General features: G+C 57.8%; 15 protein-coding genes and 1 pseudogene. 9 read left to right on the top strand and 7 right to left on the bottom strand.

Features of this window, described 5'->3' with window-relative positions; all coding sequences use genetic code 11:
* Positions 1-54 precede the first annotated feature (54 nt).
* Positions 55-501, top strand: coding sequence for a GlcG/HbpS family heme-binding protein (locus V1283_RS08375; protein WP_334385965.1), 447 nt, complete (start codon positions 55-57; stop codon positions 499-501).
* Between the two features lie 45 nt (positions 502-546).
* A complete protein-coding gene (locus V1283_RS08370; protein ID WP_334385964.1) occupies positions 547-1,326 on the top strand; it encodes a COG4705 family protein in 780 nt (259 codons plus the stop codon).
* Between the two features lie 201 nt (positions 1,327-1,527).
* Here the strand turns inward: V1283_RS08370 and V1283_RS08365 are convergent, their stop codons facing one another.
* Positions 1,528-3,036: a porin gene (locus V1283_RS08365; protein WP_334385963.1), complete on the bottom strand. Its 1,509-nt coding sequence runs from the start codon at positions 3,034-3,036 to the stop codon at positions 1,528-1,530.
* Between the two features lie 470 nt (positions 3,037-3,506).
* On the opposite strand from V1283_RS08365, the gene V1283_RS08360 reads away from it, so the two are divergent.
* Complete coding sequence (locus tag V1283_RS08360; protein WP_334385961.1) at positions 3,507-3,992, top strand: hypothetical protein; 486 nt, start codon at positions 3,507-3,509, stop codon at positions 3,990-3,992.
* Between the two features lie 1,438 nt (positions 3,993-5,430).
* On the opposite strand, the gene V1283_RS08355 is transcribed toward V1283_RS08360, so the two are convergent.
* The 3 genes and pseudogenes from V1283_RS08355 to V1283_RS08345 form a co-directional block, all read right to left on the bottom strand.
* Positions 5,431-5,673, bottom strand: a complete 243-nt coding sequence (locus tag V1283_RS08355) for a hypothetical protein (RefSeq protein ID WP_334385960.1) — start codon at positions 5,671-5,673, stop codon at positions 5,431-5,433.
* 430 nt (positions 5,674-6,103) lie between these two features.
* A pseudogene (locus tag V1283_RS08350) lies at positions 6,104-6,969 on the bottom strand (hypothetical protein).
* Positions 6,970-7,120: 151 nt separating this feature from the next.
* Complete coding sequence (locus tag V1283_RS08345) at positions 7,121-7,393, bottom strand: hypothetical protein (RefSeq protein ID WP_334385959.1); 273 nt, start codon at positions 7,391-7,393, stop codon at positions 7,121-7,123.
* A gap of 112 nt (positions 7,394-7,505) precedes the next feature.
* On the opposite strand from V1283_RS08345, the gene V1283_RS08340 reads away from it, so the two are divergent.
* Positions 7,506-7,859, top strand: a complete 354-nt coding sequence (locus V1283_RS08340) for a hypothetical protein (protein ID WP_334385958.1) — start codon at positions 7,506-7,508, stop codon at positions 7,857-7,859.
* Between the two features lie 314 nt (positions 7,860-8,173).
* Positions 8,174-8,713, top strand: a complete 540-nt coding sequence (locus tag V1283_RS08335) for a GlcG/HbpS family heme-binding protein (protein WP_334385957.1) — start codon at positions 8,174-8,176, stop codon at positions 8,711-8,713.
* Between the two features lie 5 nt (positions 8,714-8,718).
* On the opposite strand, the gene V1283_RS08330 is transcribed toward V1283_RS08335, so the two are convergent.
* The gene (locus V1283_RS08330; protein WP_334385956.1) at positions 8,719-9,048 is read right to left on the bottom strand and encodes a hypothetical protein; all 330 of its coding nucleotides are present in this window, start codon (positions 9,046-9,048) and stop codon (positions 8,719-8,721) included.
* A 1,219-nt stretch (positions 9,049-10,267) separates the two neighbouring features.
* Here V1283_RS08330 and V1283_RS08325 point away from each other — a divergent pair.
* Positions 10,268-10,552 (top strand): hypothetical protein, encoded by a 285-nt coding sequence (locus tag V1283_RS08325; RefSeq protein WP_334385955.1) that lies wholly within the window; start codon positions 10,268-10,270, stop codon positions 10,550-10,552.
* Positions 10,553-11,268: 716 nt separating this feature from the next.
* A complete protein-coding gene (locus tag V1283_RS08320; RefSeq protein WP_334385954.1) occupies positions 11,269-11,985 on the top strand; it encodes a DUF1614 domain-containing protein in 717 nt (238 codons plus the stop codon).
* 364 nt (positions 11,986-12,349) lie between these two features.
* Here the strand turns inward: V1283_RS08320 and V1283_RS08315 are convergent, their stop codons facing one another.
* Complete coding sequence (locus tag V1283_RS08315; RefSeq protein WP_334385953.1) at positions 12,350-13,600, bottom strand: arsenic transporter; 1,251 nt, start codon at positions 13,598-13,600, stop codon at positions 12,350-12,352.
* A 539-nt stretch (positions 13,601-14,139) separates the two neighbouring features.
* Complete coding sequence (locus V1283_RS08310; protein WP_334385951.1) at positions 14,140-14,556, bottom strand: YodC family protein; 417 nt, start codon at positions 14,554-14,556, stop codon at positions 14,140-14,142.
* 853 nt (positions 14,557-15,409) lie between these two features.
* Here V1283_RS08310 and V1283_RS08305 point away from each other — a divergent pair.
* Positions 15,410-16,063, top strand: coding sequence for an MEDS domain-containing protein (locus tag V1283_RS08305; protein WP_334385950.1), 654 nt, complete (start codon positions 15,410-15,412; stop codon positions 16,061-16,063).
* A gap of 5 nt (positions 16,064-16,068) precedes the next feature.
* A complete protein-coding gene (locus V1283_RS08300; RefSeq protein WP_334385949.1) occupies positions 16,069-17,370 on the top strand; it encodes a sensor histidine kinase in 1,302 nt (433 codons plus the stop codon).
* Positions 17,371-17,397: the final 27 nt, after the last annotated feature.

Here is a 17,397-nt window from a genome sequence, read left to right as displayed (position 1 = left end):
TCAACGAATCGAAATCAGGTCGCTATGACAAAACTTGGAATTAGCGTTGGAATATTGGCGACCGTCTTCTGCTTGTCAGCCGGGGCACAGACCATCAACGTGATGGCCCTCAATCAAGCCGGAGCCCAGACCGTCTTGCAAGCAGCGAAAGAGAGCGCACAGCAGCGGAATGCACCCTCAGCGATTGCAGTAGTTGATGCCGCCGGTGATCTGCTTGCTTTCCAGCGGATGGACGGCGTCCGCCCGGCAAGCGCGGACCTCGCCATAGCGAAGGCACGAACGGCTGCGCGGCTACAGCGGCCGACGGCGGAGATCGAGGACAACATCAACCGGGGCCGAACGGCATTTGTCACCGCCGATATCATGGCACTGCGCGGCGGCATTCCGATACGCGTAAACGGCGAAGTCGTGGGCGCAATAGGTGTTGCTGGCTTGAGCAAGGAGACCGACACCGACATCGCGAACGCTGCCGCGGTGGCCCTCATACCCCAGCATATGTGAGAGAGTTAGTGCGGCAACTCTCTTCCTTCCCACAAAGTCCTGCGCATGAATCAAACTGCCGAATATAGCTTGAGCAAAGTTCCCGAAGTTACGCTCGTTTTCTGGATCATAAAAATAGCAGCAACGACGTTGGGCGAGACCGGCGGCGATACCGTAACCATGACGCTCAACTGGGGGTACTTGGCTGGAACGCTACTGTTTTTTGCTGCGCTCGTTGCTCTGGTTGCCTTTCAAATTGTTGCGAGGAAGTTTCATCCCTTTCTCTATTGGGCCACGATCATAGCCTCCACGACGTTTGGAACCACGATGGCCGATTTTGCGGATCGGTCTTTGGGAATTGGTTATACGGGCGGTTCGTCGATTTTGTTACTCTGCCTCTTGGCGACACTTGGCCTTTGGTACTGGTCGCTTGGCTCGATATCGGTTGACACCGTTAACACGCCAAAAGTGGAAGTTTTTTATTGGGCAGCGATCACATTTTCGCAGACCTTGGGCACCGCTCTTGGTGACTGGATGGCCGATTCAACGGGCCTCGGATACGAAGGCGGAGCGGTCGTATTCGGTGCCGCGCTGGCAGTGGTCGCGGCCGCCTATTATTGGACGAAGGTATCGCGGGTAACGCTATTTTGGGCTGCCTTCATTCTTACCCGGCCACTGGGAGCCACCGTTGGCGATTTTCTCGATAAGCCCGTAAGCCATGGTGGTCTCGCATTGAGTCGCCCGATTGCATCCGCCGTCATTGCGGCTTTCATAATCGGGTGTCTGTTGATTTTGCCGCAACGAGCTGGCTCGCATCCGAAGGTATCTGAAACGGTGGTGCGATAGAAGAACTGTGCCGTCTTATGAATGGCCGCTTCGGGTCAAACTCAGAAGTCTTGAGTCCGCAGCTCTCATGAGCGGGCATCGCCAGTTCGAGCCGTCAGGTCCGAAAAGTGCCAACAGTGGACTCATACTTGCTCCAATCGCCGACGCGGGCGTCAGCGCCGCCGTCCGAAGCACAACCCACAGATCGGTCGTGGCCGGCTCTCAGAAGCGGAACCACAATCCGACCGTGGGAGCGATGTTGTTGCGCTGGAGAAAGCCGAAGGCCAAACCGCCATTCACTTGCGTGAACATGATCCCGGAATAGAGATCCCACTTTGGTGCAAACCGCCAATCGACAGCGGCAGAGATCCCGTCGAATGTCCCGGCGCATTGCGGGTGCTCGGTGCCGAAGCAGGGGGTGGGCCCCCCGGCGGCGGTGCCGAAGAAAGAATTCTGGATATAATGGTAATAGGCGCCGATCACATCCAGATTGTCGGTGACAGCGTACTTGGCCCCGACCCACATGACTTGGAAAGTCTTGTTGCCAAGACCGTTCACGCCGAAGGCGGTATTGTTGATATTCGTGTTGTTGAGCGCATCGCAGCCCAGACAAAGAAAGGTTCCCGCGATATCGGTAAAAGCGGTCTGCGGATTGCTGGGCGCCATATATCGAATATGTTCGTAACCGGCGTACAACTTCAGCGGTCCGTTCGTGTATTTGGCCACAAGCATCACGGCTTCATTGTCGGAGATCGTCGCTGTGAGCGTCTGTGGCAAGAACGGGGGGATCGGCACCCCATTGGCGTTATTGCTTCCCGGCGCAAGTGCGAGCGACACGGAATCTCTGACATGGCTGTAAATCGCGTCAACCGAGAGCACACCGTTGCCCCATGTTGAGATATCGGCACCGGCCTGGAACTGGTATGCGCCATTGGAGGCATTATTCTCGGCGTAGCCGCCGAACTGCCACAGCGCAGCTGCCCGGAATTGGCCGACATTGACCCGATATTTCAGTGACGTCGAGTTTCTACAGTTTTCGGTATTGCCGCCGCCGCAGGTTATTCCCTGAAAGCCGATGGGTGAGAAGCCGTAAGAGGCGCCGAACGGATCGTAGTCGAAGACAGCGTCCAGGGTCAGCGAGTTCTGTCGGAAAACGGTCAGGGTGCCATAGGTCGGAGAACTGAGGCCGACATAACCTTGGCCGTTGAACCACTGGCCCGCTCGGCTTGAATCGGCGTAGGCGGTTGCAAAGTTTTGGGGGATGCCGGCGTTCGCAGCAACCGATCCCGGTCCATTGGAGAATCGCAAGGAATACGGGTCGAAGCCAGCGTCCAGAGCAAAGACTACAGAGACGTCCCCGCCGATCGGCTTAGTTCCTTTGATTCCAATGAATGAATTGGTCAGCGCGTTGGGTGCAGGGCCCCAAAGCGCGGAGTTGTTCTGCTTCTGGATTAAGTATGAGGCGCCGACAGCGGATCGTGGGTCCCACGGCGCGCCATGGCTCTGCCAGCCGAACCCCGCGTCAATCGCGCCGTAGACCGTGATGCCCCACCAAGTCAGCTGGCAGTTCGTGGCAACAAAGTCCCACCCGTCGGTGCACGGCTTGGGCGCGGAAGCCGCCGTTGCCGCGGAAGCCCCGGTCGGGACAACGTCGGCGGCCCACGCCTCCACTCCGCAGAAGGCGCCACCGGCTGCGATGATCACGGCCGCAAAAAATGCCGAGCTTTGCACTGTGAGCCTCCCTGGCTCAACATGCACGATTGTAAGCAGGTATAAAGTTGGTCGGCAAGAAAGTACCAACGCCATACCAGTGATGCCAGAAAATTCTGATCCGAGTGGCAGCCACGCCACAGTCATCTCAAGAGGCTAACGGGTTCCGCAGTTGCTGTGGGGCGACCGCCGATGAGAGTCAGCTTCGGGTCAACAACCAGACCCTTGCAAGGTTTTCGTCTGTTCCAACCGGATCGAGAAAATTAAAACAATGTTGGACTGGTTGAGCAGGGCAGAGGCGCTGCCCGCGCAATTGTGCGCGAATGCCGTTCCGCGGACGATTGACTCTGTAACGCGCGTTTCAAGCCGAGTTGAGTTTGTTGAATCGGAATTTAGTGGGACGGGCGCGCGTTCTCCCTACATCCGGTACCAGGTATCCGCATCGGATGCTGCAGGCAGATAGCTCGCGGTCCAGACAGCACGCTCGCCTCATGAAGCGTGATCAATTCGTCTTATCCCACGCGGGTCTGCAATCGATCCATATAGGAGAAACGAAAATGATTTCATTCAAAGCTCTTGCTGCGGCCGTGCTGCTGGCCGCGACCGCGCCGGCATTCGCGCAAGCTCCTGGGGGTGCGCCAGTGCCAGGCGGTGTGAGCAGCAGCGACCACTCCCTGTATATCAAGAATCTACAGGACTCGGGGTATAATCCGAAGAACGACTTCAATCCGGACGGGACCATAAGGGCCGCCATCCAGGAGCCGGGCGCGTTTGCGTTCTATTATCCCAATCTGGACGTTCTGAATGGAGGCGCGCCAACGCCTGCTGCCAAGGCTTCTCGCGACTGGCCCGCGTTGAAGGGCGCGTGTGCATCGGCCGGTGGCGGCATCTCTTACTGCGGCGACCGCTATGACTCATATGCTTCCGCGCCCGACGCATTCCCGCGTCATCATGCCCGCCGCCATCACCGGTCGTAATTCGACCGCGCGGTACAGCGCCGTGCGCGGCACCACGGCCGCGTGGCGCGCTGTGGAGCAAGGTGGACCTCATCAGGAAGCGACGGCGCTCTCTCTCCGATCTCGACTGCTCTCTCCAGATGGCCAGTGCCCTGCCCGTGCATCATGCGTGGCCCATAGCTCCTTCATTTGTCGCTTCGACCAAGCCACGCACCCCCTGTCATCCACTTCGATAAAGTCTACTTGAACCAAACGCTGCGTGTTCACCTCACTCTTATTTGCCTAGGCTTGTGCGCCATAACGCGATTGAGGTGGCTCGGTCGGGCCGATCGACAGAAGCAGACTTTACGAGACTGCTTGGGTTTGCAAGCGCGACCGGGTCGAGCCAGTAGCAAGTCAGCCATGTCCGCCTTGCCGCCGAAGGCGGAAGAAAATTCAGAGCATGAGCGGGTGGTCTCGTTCTTATAACGCCGTGCCGCCGCCAAACTTGGATGGATCGTTGTAGCTCGGGGTGTCGTCGTAGTGGAACGGCGGCCGTGGCGGAACGGCGTAGTGAAAGGACAAACCTCGGACATGTCGCGGTTTAGAGCGATGCACCGTTGCGGCGTTGGCGGAACCACACAAAGTGATCAATAGGCCTGTGCCGATCAGGACGGCGTATGACGCAGCTACAGCCTTCCTCACTCTCCGCATTTAGATTTCTCCATAGGTCGATAGCGCCCCCGATCGAGTGTGCGCGGGCAATTAGTCGTCCGGCCCCAGCGACCGGGGGAGCCGCTGAGGCCGTACTAACAGTGCCTGCCTGAGGGAGAGCGGCACGATCCCGATCTAGGTTCGCACTCCGTCGGTCCCATTAAATTCTCCGTTAGATTCCCGGAGTGGCTTGCCATAGGCAGGCAAGAACCGCCGTTGTGAGCGCAGGCGGCTCCCATCTGAGACAGTGGGGGCCTAAATCCTGCTGGCCGCCGGCCCCACGTTCTGCTGGTATTCGATCAGCAATGTTTTTGGACATATTTACATTGTGGACAGTCGAAGAGACGCACCAAGTGAGTCCGGGGTTATGTTCGATCCAGGTAGCATCATATGGCCTTGACACTTGGGGTAATGAGTTGGGCTTGATCGGAATTAACTACAAGGCCGCCAATCGAGGCGGCCTTGGCGCGGCTCCATACTGACGTCCATCCTGAACACTTCGTACGCCCTCCCCGACTTCGTTACCGTTTCGTCGTGACGGTCAAACCAAGGTTTATCGCAGACGACCAGAAGATGTTATGCCGCAGAACGCAAGTGTGATGGAAGACCCCACCCAAATCGAGCATGTTTCACGCAGAAGGCGCTGCGCTGAGCCAGGCCTCCGGGATCTGCGAGGCGCAAAGTTTTGAATCGTGCGGACGGGGTCGATTTCCATCAGCGTCTCAGAGGCCTATTTGGAACGCTTTAGTAAATTCGGACGAGCATCTCACTCGGCAGGTTTATCATGCACAATCACGATTTGGTTTCCGATGGATTCCTCACGCTGACAGCGGCCAGCCTTGTGCTGCTGGGCTCGAGCTTGCTGGCTTTCGCGTTCAGCTGAGCTGACAATCTCGGACGTTCTCGCGCCTCGCAACCGATCGCCGACGAAAAAAGCGGAGGGTCCTAAGAAGTAATCAGACATCGTGGTTGCTTCAGGCATTCCACCGATCTCGACGATGGCAAACATGACCGGACCTCCGCCGGTGACAGCTGGCCGATTCCCCGGATAACTCGAATGGCCCGGAAGCGGTAGTGATGAACTTGCAGCGTGCCCCGTAGCTACGTATGCCGTCCCGAGCGCGGCAAGGCACGCGCGGGCAATCTCTGGCACCCCGTTGGTCTTTCGGATCGGTAACAATATGCAGCAGTTCCGTGACCCCTTTTACGCCCGACTGGCGCGACAATGCCGAACTACACAGGTTGCGCTCGGATCGATTTAATCACCGCAGTCTGCTGGCGGATGACCGTCTAGCGTGTGCGATGAAACATCAGGTAGTACTGCTGCTCGGGTGTCTTTGGTTGGTACGAATCGAGAGCAGCAAAGTGTGCAATACGCCGTTTCGCTTTTGTAGGCTTTTCCGGGAAGCCTTTAATAGTTCCTCGGAGAGGGCTACCCCCTACTCTTGCCCAGGCGGGGCCGCCGCCCTCACGCCGCCTGTCCGCCGCCCCATAGCTTCAGCCGATCTGGTTAATTTCGCCGGCTCTGGATTTATCTCGGTCGCAACAGCACTGCTTGCGAAGCGATTCTGCACCGGTTCGGGCGTCAGCTCTACCACCGCTGCGTTGGGGTTGCCCGGCTGAGCAACCATATCGGTGGTGACGAGATTGGTCAGTCGCAATTCTTCCCGAGACAGTTCATGCAGATCTTCCCACGGCGGCACGTTCAGCGACAGCGACAACAAATCGCCTGTGCCGCCCATGTCGAAGGTGTATTTGGCGAGACGCCCGATATCGCGTTTCACGATCATCAAATCATCTGCTCTGTAGGTCGCGGCCCTGGCGTCATTAGCGCGGTCACCCATCCAGATCTGATGCACCCGGACATGGGCAGTCTCGGGCACGTAACGCGTCTTGCCCGACAGAAGCAGGAACACGCACATCGATTCGCAATGCGCCACGGGCGCCATGCTGGCAGGAGTGCTCGGCGCGGTATTGTTCTCCACGCTGATACCGACGGTGGTTAGCGCCCCGAGATTGCGCCAGCGCCGTCCAAGCGCGATCGAGTCATTGACCGAACCGCCGCTGGAATCCAGCACGATGGTCGCGCCGCTGAGCTGTCGGCCGCGGGCGAATTCATCGAAATCCCTTGGACTATCGGCGGTCACGATGCCGACCGCGCTGACCCAGCCCCGGCAATTCGGTTGGCAGCGACCCAGCTGAACTTCATCGGCAATTTGCGTTCTTCAAGGGCGACACCGGCATGCGCCGAACCGCTCAGCATAGCCACCAATTCGATGCAAAGGGCGGCGCCAACGGGCAGCATGCAACCTTGGATTTCCGCCCAACGAGCGCGAGCAGAGGCTGGATCAGAGATGCGGGCGCACTCCGAGAATGCGGCCCTCGATATTGTCGCCAAGTTGGCCAAGAGTGACACGGCAAACAGAAACACCAGCATCACGAACATTATTCCCCGGCTATCGGGTGAGACTAGCCGCGTCGTGACGGCGTGCATACAGCGGCGACAGCTGGTGCTGCCCGGCCGGCGGTGCGGTTTCGGAACTAAATCCTAGCCAGGGCTGATGCTTGGCGCGCCATTTCGGGCCGGGGCCACGCATGTAGTGCAACTCGGGCCGGTAGCTGTCGCGCACGTCCATGAAGAGGTTGTGAACGACGCTGGCGAAGTCGGAGGCTGACTCAGCCGTCCTGCGAGCAAAACCTAACCATGCGGTTACATTTATGATTCTCATCGCTGAACTCCTCTTGTTGCCTTGCCGCTCGCCACATCGGCGGTTACCCCCAAGCGTAATCACAGAGAGATGGACCGGACCATTGCACGGGGGGTTGATCTGTACGTTACATTTGGTTGAGAAGGGCATACCTAGGTTTAAGTCGGCCCGCATTCAGTACATCACCACCGGGTTGATAGAATGCGTAGGCACACGGTTCCTGTATCGCGGCCTGCGCCAAAACGGGCAGTTGACCGCCCATCGTTGGGAGCGCCGCCGTTCCAAGAAATTTCTCCAATTGAACGCGCAGCTGACGAGCGACATCGGCGGGACGATCTTCATTATCGACTTCCTGCTGTCCGGCATCTTGGCAGACAAGGAAACCGAGCGGATCCCAGCCGAAATCCGAACCGCCATGGAAGCAATGGTGGCTTCTGTCGCGCTAAAGAAGAATTTAATGGTGTCGACGTGGTTGTCTCCTATCTAATCAACAAAGGAGACAACTATGAGAATCACGACAATAACACTAGCAATTGCGTTGACCCTCCCGAGTACGTTCGCCCTTGCGCGAGGTGGGATGAGCATGGGAAGTCACGTCACTCGCGCCTTCAGCACGGTTGGTGCGGCAGGTCGTATTGCAACCAGACCCAGGAATGTTTCTGGGAGTACGCTTCTTCCCATCGCGCATGATCCAAGCGGATCAACACTAACTGGGGCAGCTATGAACCGCGGCGGTTAACCCAAAAAAGGCCTCCGCAACTTCGCGGGGCTTTCTCATACGTAGTGGACGGAAGCTTATTCGTGCTGGCAGGGCCGGAGCAGGGCCGGACCATTCCATTAGCGGATATCAGAGATCAGCTCGCTATGACAAAACTTGGAATTGGCGTTGGAATATTGGCGACCGTCTTCTGCTTGTCAGCCGGGGCACAGACCATTAACGTGATGGTCCTCAATCAAGCCGGAGCCCAGGCCGTCTTGCAAGCAGCGCAAGAGAGCGCGCAGCAGCGGAATGCACCCTCAGCGATTGCGGTGGTTGATGCCGCCGGTGATCTGCTTGCTTTCCAACGAATGGATGGCGTCCGCCCAGCAAGCGCGGACCTCGCCATAGGGAAGGCACGAACGGCTGCGCGGCTACAACGGCCGACGGCGGAGATCGAGGACAACACCAACCAGGGCCGAACGGCATTCGTCACTGCCGATATCATGGCGCTGCGCGGCGGCATTCCGATACGCGTAAACGGCGAAGTCGTGGGCGCAATAGGGGTTGCTGGCTTGAGCAAGGAGACCGACACCGACATTGCGAACGCTGCTGCGGCGGCCCTGATAGACCAGCATATGTGAGAGAGTTAGTGCGCGCGTGGAACCATCCTACGGGCTTGAACAAATAGGCTGCGCATCAGCGACTCCGCGTTCAGGAACTCTCCCATCGCGGTGGCGGCATGCACTTCGGCCACGTCGACATCTTCAAGGGCGACGCCGGCCTGCTCGTAGGCCTTCTTTGCGGCGAGATGCGCGACGATCTTGTGCGGCTCGTCGATGTTGCGTGTGCTGCCCGTCTGCACAACGCTCGCCAGTACACGCACCGCGCGGCTGGCGGGCCCGTTCAAGCGTTTCAGACCGTCGCTGTCGGTAAACTGCTCAAGAACGACGTTCGCGCCAAATTCTGGGGGGAGCAATGGCGCGCAATTTAATGCTTACCGAACAACGCCAGCTGACCTCCGCACGTCGGAAAATGTCCGCTTTGCGCCAACGTAGCAAGAATTGACATTAGCTCGACTTGGCACGTTTAGGGCTGATCAGACCTACGGCCGACCGATTTCCCCGCAGGACGACGACTAGACCCCCTCAAGACTGATGCAGTGAAATGGGCTCAAGGTCCCTTAGCCGCTCCGACGAAGGTGGCCTGAAATCAATATCTGTTCGCGGAAAACGAACAAAGTCCGCAATTTTTCGGCCAGACAATCCTAAACAAATAAAAAAACAAAAAGCCACGCGGGCATTACACCGCATGGCCTTTGCGAGACTGGTCCCCTAGGCCCTCCAGAGATTCCGTCTCGGGGCACATAGTGGTGCGAGTGGGGTGTCTGTCTAGGGTGTGATGGAATTACCCACAGTTCCGACGAACGAACACACGTCAGCCAAGCCGCCGCTGGCGTCAGCATCGCGACGCCGGCCACCACGTTCGCGACGCCGTCGTGAGCGCCCGGGCGAATAGTCAATATGGGCGGAATTGGCGACTATCAGCCTAAGCCAGAGGCGGCGCTGCCGTTGTACAGCCACTGTCGGGTCTCTTCGTCGGTCCATCCGGGAACCGCGAATCGCGGCGTGGGAGCGGTAACACGTTCGACCGGGCGTAAGTGACCCTCGCGCGGTTGGAAGCGATGCACCCGCGCGGCGTTGGCAGAAGCACCCAAAGTGATCAAAAGGCCTACGGCCAGAACCGCTCGCATCGTATTTGCTCAGGTATCATCGATATCACGCCGATATGTGCGCACGCGCGGCCACCTCCCCAAGCTGAAACGACTTCACGATTAGTCAAATACCTTTGATGCCGGGCTCATGTGCCCCTCAAAACGCTCGGATTAAAATTCAATTTAATGGTGTCGGCGGATTCCGAACCTACATCAGCTTCACGCACATCGAGCAACGAATTGCGCAGAACATGAACGTCCACGCTCAAGCAAAGAACCGACGCGGTGACTTAGTACCCGTGATTGTAACTGTAATCGTCGCAGTCGTGGGTACGGCTGGTATCCTCAACAATTTGCGCGCAGCCAACGATTCGCAGGATAGCGGCAACGCGAGGATGATCACTTCCGCGGCGGTGTCGAGGGCCGGCGCAATCGAAATCCCTTCAGAGCCGCCCGCCGGCCGGCGCCAGCGAGGAGTCTCGACATGAAAAAGCTTTCCGTTCTTTGCATCGCCCTTTGCGTCGGCCTTTCGACCACCGCGGCGTTTGCCCGCGGCGGCATGGGAGGAGCGCATGGCATGGGATCGTCTCATATGTCCATGATGGGCGGCGCCTTCGGCACCACCGCTGCCGCGCCCGGCACCAACTCGTCGGGCACGGCGCTTTCCTCAACTGGCGTGGGTCGCCCCATGCTTGACACCAAGCCCGCTATCGACCCTGAAGACGCGAAGGTCGACAAAATGATAAATTCGATCTGCCGGGGATGTTGATGCTTCTGGGCTGGGGCGTTGCCACTAACCTTAAGGAACGTCAAATTGATTGAAGCAGTCGCGGCGTTTCTAGCCCTGTTTAGCGCTGGTATCTTTGTAGCTCATGCGGTCGACGCTTACACCCAAGGTGGCGAAGGTCAATGAAGCAGTGTGCATCGGGAAAATCGCCAGTGCAGCTAAAGCCTCAGCTCCGTCACCTTGACCGTATGCCGATTGACCGCGCAGTGCGCGACGCCGGCCACCACGTTCGCCATGCCGTCACGAGCGCCCGGACTATGGTCGATCGTTTCCTTGCCACCGCGTGACGTGCACCGCTCCAGCGAAGCGAGTTGATTTACCAACCGCGTCCGACAGCAAAACGGTTTCCGAATTGGAGCGTGGGTAGCAGATCCAGGGTCGAGAGGATTTTTAGACGCGCTCTCATTTATGGCGCGGATTGATGATCAGCCGCGACCGGGGCCGAAAACCGGCGCAGTTTAAATGACGGCCGCGAGAATGGTGAGCGTTAGTGCACGTGCCTGGGCCCCGCTGGGTGTTGCCGCGATCAATCCCAACGCAAAACATTGTGAGGCGACAGAACGCGCGGCGATCCTACCTAAGCAATGGCCCTACAGCGTCATTGCCCGGTCACACCATGCCCCCGTGCTGGCTTGGCGTGACGTTGTAGCGGTCACCTAGCGCCGTCTCTGCCCGAACCAAACCAAGCCGTCGATCTCATGGACGATCCCCAGGTTCACTATTTGCCGCTGACTCCGGGATTTTTTTCGATCCTGGTTTTTTTGGCATTGGCGCTGCTCATCCTGATCCAACTCCGCATCCTTAGATATGCCTATATGCGGCTCGGGGTAGGTCCGGGGGTCGCACTCCTTCTCCTATTCGGCTCATTGATCGGAAGCTACTTCAATCTTCCGATCACCGTGCTGCCCGGTCCGCCGGTCAGATCGGGGCAAATCGTCGACTTCTTCGGCATGCGCTACGTGGTGCCATTCGTGGTTTCGCCCAGCACCATTCTGGCTGTGAATGTCGGCGGTGCGGTGATTCCGACATTGATGTCCGCCTATCTCGTGCTTCGCTATCAGCTCTGGCTCAGGGCAGCGATCGCTGTCGCTGTAATTGCCGTCATTGTTCATTCCACGGCGACCCCCGTGGCTGGTATTGGCATTGCCGTGCCGGTGTTTGTGCCGGTCGTAGCCACGGCAATCCTTGCCCTCGTCCTCTCCCGCGAATATGCAGCGCCGCTGGCTTATATCGGCGGATCCATGGGAACGCTAATCGGCGCCGATATTCTCAATCTGGACAAGATCGGCAGCCTTGGCGCGCCCATCGCCTCCATCGGTGGCGCAGGGACATTTGACGGCATATTCCTGACCGGCATTTTAGCGGTGCTGCTCGCAGGCCTTGCCTCGCCATCGCGGCTGCGGCCGGTGTCGTAGGCGAACGGGCGCGTGAAAATGGCAGCTCCACGCGACACAGGCGCGCGCCCCAATTTTTGCAGGTCGGGTCAGCCGGCGCAGGTGCCCACTCGCCGGAGTCGGCCGGCGGTGAATGGGATCGCGAACCTCGTCGAGCGGGATGTGGTGAACTTCCAGCGCGGATCGAGCCAGCGCCGGCTCACGTCGACCCGGCGAGCTATTGTCTCAAAGGGCAAAGACCGTTCTCGAGGACATGTTCGGTCGCGATGTCCGGATGGAGTCAATCGCGTCATTCATACGCCAGTCACTTCGGATCTGCCCCTGGAGCAGACATTTTCAGTGGAGGCCAGGCATGTCTCGAGTGCCAAAGGCCGACATTCGTTGACTATGACACCGCCGTGATTGCCAGCAGGGCGACAACCAATGCTGGAGGCATGACGATAATACCAAGTTTCAGGAACTGCCACACTGTCACAGCTTCGCCTTCGCGCCTCAAGGCCATTAGCCACAGGATTGTGGCGAGCGAACCTGTCACAGAGAGGTTGGGGCCAAGGTCGACACCTATCAATGTTGCGCTTGTCACTTGCAGGGGGACATCGGCACTTTGGCTGACGGTGGCAGCGACCAAGCCAGTCGGAAGGTTGTTCAACAGGTTTGAAGCGAGAGCGACGAGAATGCCCGCACCGAAAGAAGCATCCCGAGGCGAGGATGCCGCCACGTTATGAAGCATCTGCGTGACCGAGTTCAATATCCCGGTCTGCTCGACAGACGCGACTAGTATGAACAGCCCGGCGACGAGCGGCAACACTCCCCATGAGATATCCCGCAACACAGGCAGCGGAGACTGCCGACTGATGATCAGCACGATGATGGTCACTGCGGTCCCTGCAATAAATGTCGGCAAGCCAAGCTGCTGGTCGAGCGACGATGCGCCAAGAAGTCCCAGAGCAGTGAGAGCAATGCCGACTGCAACGCATTTCCCGCCAACGGAAAGCGGCTCGGTTGGGAACTCCTCGCAAATCTTCTGATCCATCGCGGCGCGCTGGGTGAACCGCAGGAGGAGATAGGTGATGAGGATCGAGGCAATCGACGGCAACGTGAATTGATAGAGCCACTGTGCGAGCGGCGGTATATGGGCGCCAAAGATCACCAAGTTCGCCGGATTGGAAATTGGCAGCACAAAGCTCGCGGCATTGGCGATGAACGCACATATGAAAAGGTACGGCAGCGGCTCGACGCGGGCGGCTGTCGCAGCGGCATATACGGCAGGCGTCAGTACTACGGCTGTCGCGTCATTCGATAGGAACACCGTGACGATCGTACCGACGGAATAGATGATCAGAAATAGTCGCCTGGCGGAACTTCTCGCATGGCGAACAGCAAGCGCCGCCAGCCAATCGAACAGACCTTCCTGACACGCGACTTCGGCAAGTAGCATCATGCCGATCAGAAAGAGATAGACATCGGTCCCCTTTGCCGCTGCGGCGACTGCATTGCGCCAAGGAAGAAAGCCGAACGCGACCAGCACGACCGTGCCGGCCAGGGCCCAGACATATTCTGGTATCCGGAGCGGACGAGTGATCACCCCAAGTGTGGCAAGGGCAGCGACAGCGAGGATCGGAGTATTATGGTTCACCGGTTAGGACGCCGGGACTGGAACTGCGGCGCTGTCACCCGTTCGCTTCCCCGCGCATGCTGGTTTGAGCACGGAGGCGAACAAAAGCCAGATTACGATTGAGCCGATGGTAAAGCATCCAAGAATCATAAAGGCTGCGGGATATCCAAGGTCCTCCGCGGGCATGGGGCACAACCTGCCGCCAGAACCGCTGGAAATTGAACTTTCGGACATCGAAGAACTCACGCAATCAGTTTACGCGCTGAAGGCGCAACCCGAGTCGCCGCCTGACAAAGGTGATCCGCACTCCCGGCAGCCATAACCGTTGAAAGCAAGGCTTCCAAGCTGCGTGAGTGGGCCGAACGTCGCGGCGAGGAGTTCACATCAGAGGCCGCGAAAGCCGCTGGAAAGCAGGTTGGCACCTGGCTTACCGGAGCGTTCGTTATCTGGCTCGTGGACCAGATATTGGGTCTATCGCACGTTGCTCGCATGTGGCTGGACGCCTTGATCTCGAAATGAGTGCGAAAAGGCTGAGATCTCTGCGCAATCAGCCGATGACATCAGTAGCCGCAATGGAATTTGCCCGTGAACGATACCGACCCCGATGGGCAGTGCTTTTCATAATATCGATCGGCCGCTCGTTCTTCGTTTTGCTCTTGGCTCAGATTATCCGGGGGAGGAACTGCTACTGGTAAGCTCAGCACGGCGATGGGGAAACTTTCAGATTTGAGATCGCCGTTCCACTCGGTCCACGAGCAATTCACCTGATCGCCTTGGACCGCGGTAACGGTCATCAAGGGCCCACCTGAACGCACTCGAACAAGATCGCCATTGTGCAACGGAGAAGCGGAACGGCTCTCCGCTGCAACTTGGGAAGGAGGAGAAGCAGAAAAGGCGGGTATCGCCAAATACACGTTAACCCCAATTCCAAGCACTACTGCAATTGCAATCGAGTAGGGTCTCGTGCGCGCCAGCATGTTAAACTCCAGTTTTCACAGCCCATGGTCCGGCCCCAGTGAAGCTGGATGTAGGTTCGCAATCCGCCGAACTCCATTAAATTCTGCTTTAGTAGCCAAGCGCCCCGGTAGTATCTCAGTTCATTTTATTGGCCTTTGATGGTAGGTCGCGCCGCCACTGGGCTTCAGAGATTTCCGCCAACTATCCAAGGAACCCTCAGGGGATCACCCCACACACCTTAGTATGCTCGCAAGCTACCCGCGTACAATTGAGCCGCTGATCGCTATCGTCTTAGATACGGGCATGCGGTAGCGGCCCCCTGCCCCTCAGCACGCGCTATCGCTGCCCTCATTGGGCGTTTCCTCCCTAGACTTGGGCCGCTTGTCCCCCCGGCAGGCGGCCCTTCTTTTGCGCCATCACCTACCGTGCATCGAAGGTGTACGATCCGAGACCGTATAAGAATAGCAGCCGTGGAGTGTCAGCTTTGAAGCGCACAACGGACTCGAGTCAGACATCGCGGGAGGTCCGAAAAGTGGCCAAAACCGAAAGTCTTCGCTCGTTTGCCTCGTCGGCAAGCAGCGCCGAAAGTGGCCTATCTGTCGTCATGCCACGCCGGCTTACCCACTCAAGCGGGTAGGATTGGTGCGTAGGGATGCGGCAATCGTCACTCCGGTTTGTACTTGCGATTCTTGGGTGCACTCATGTCGCAAAGTATACAGAAGAAGGTGCGCATGCTGCACTACTCGAATCATGACGCACGAGTGACTGCGCAAATTTACAGGCAAAATGAGGCTTGACTTCGTACTCCTCCAGATTACCGTTCCCGAAATGTCCTATGGGTGCGGCGGAAATCCATTCTCGCGGAGGTCCATCATGATAGGCAATGAATGTCCCATCCACGTAGGTGATGGCTTGCTTGGCAAACACTGTCACGTTTGCGCTTTTTTCAATGGCTTCGACGAGCAGCACAGGGTACTTCGCTCGTTCATCAAAGAGGGGTTCGAGCGCGGCGACAAGGCTTTTCATATCGTGGATCCCGGGCTGCGGGAGGATCATCTGAAGCGACTCGCCGAAGCTGGCATAGACGTGGAGCAGGCGATAGCAACCGGACAGCTGGAGGTGCGGCGCTGGCAGGACGCTTACCTGCGCGACGATGGCTTCGATCAGGATGGAATGCTCGCCTTGCTCGAAGAGGTGCTCGGATCAGGGGCGGCAGCCGGTAATCCCTCCGTCAGATTTGTGTCGCGCGTGGAACCATCCCTAGTGGACAAAGCGGGCGAAGATAACTGGCTGGAATACGAGACGCGCGTCAACTATGCGGTCTCCAAGTACAACGACCCGGTAATATGTACGTACGATCTGGCGAACTTCAGTGCCAGCTTGGTGATGGACATGTTGCGGGTTCACCCCGTCGTGATTGTCGGAGGGGTGCTCCAGGAGAACCCGTTCTTTGTTCCTCCAGACCAGTTCCTCCTTGAACTCCGAGAGAGAAAATCGGCGCGGCGCGGCGCGATCCAAGCACACTGATAGTGATGGCTGACGAGAATCTCCGGCTGCGAGCAGCGCTTCGGGATTTAGTCGCACTTTCGACCATCCCAGCGGGGTGGATCGGGATCGCACCGCGCACGATTGCCGCCGGACTGGCCGACATTCTGGCGGGGTCGTTGGGTTTTGATTTTGCGTTCGTACGCTTGCTCGATCCCATCGGAGGGCTAACGATCGACGCCACGAGTGGATGCGCCACCAAGGAATTTTTAGACTGGCTCCAGGCCCAATTTTCTACTTTTGATGGGTCTTTGCGTAGGCAGATCATTCCAAATGTTATTGGCTTTGATGACAGACTGAAATCGCTCCGCGGTATCATTATCCCCATTGGGTTTAACGCCCACGCTGGTCTTGTAGCCATCGGCTGTGAGCGTAGCAATTTCCCAACCGAAACTGACAGGATGCTGCTGACAGTGGCTGCGAATCATGCGGCGACAGCCTTCCGCAGCGCGAACTTGATTCATGAACGGCGCCGGGCTGAGGAGGAAGTTCGCAAAGCCCGCGACGAACTTGAGATAAAGGTGATGGAAAGGACGGCTGAATTGCAGCGGACTATGGCTGAGCTGGCCCACATGAACCGCCTAGCGACAGCGGGCGTCCTTTTAGCGTCCATTGCTCATGAGATCAATCAGCCACTAACCGGGATTGTAATGCAAGCCAGTGCCGCCCGACAATGGCTCGCATTGAGAGAACCAAGCATAGAAAAGGCGAGAGACGCGCTGGGTCAAATCGAAACTGACGGTCTCCGTGCAGGTGAAATCATCGTAACCCTCCGCGGAATGTTCAAAAAGGAAACGCAGGCGAGAAACCCAATCGACATTAACAAGCTGATCTTCACGGTTCTTGCTATTGTGCGCCCCGAGTTGCAGAAGCATGGAGTAGAGCTGCGTACAGAACTCGATGAATCAGTCCCGACCTTGGAAGGCGACAGAGTTCAACTGCAGCAAGTCGTTTTAAACTTGGTCATGAACGCCATCGAGGCGATGCAGACGGGAGCGCCGCGAATATTGAGCATACGATCCTGCGTTAGCAAACCAAATTTTGTTCACGTGGTCGTCGAGGATACTGGCACGGGTATCGACCCATCCAACCACAATCATATTTTCGACCCGATGTTCACAACCAAAGAGCGTGGTATGGGACTTGGCCTTTCCATCTGCCATTCTATTATCGAAAGCCATAACGGCCGTATTTGGGTGGCGCGGGGAATCGACAAAGGCTCGATTTTCCAATTTGAGTTGCCGACGAACGTGGGCCAAGGTGATCAAGTTCGCCAACGTCATGCCTGAATAGCGGCGCGCGTTGCATAACGTGCC

It is taken from the genome of Bradyrhizobium sp. AZCC 2262, from assembly GCF_036924535.1.
In the GTDB taxonomy this organism is placed as follows: domain Bacteria; phylum Pseudomonadota; class Alphaproteobacteria; order Rhizobiales; family Xanthobacteraceae; genus Bradyrhizobium.
Note: the sequence above shows the minus strand (reverse complement) of the source record. Positions and strands in the feature narration are given on the sequence as shown.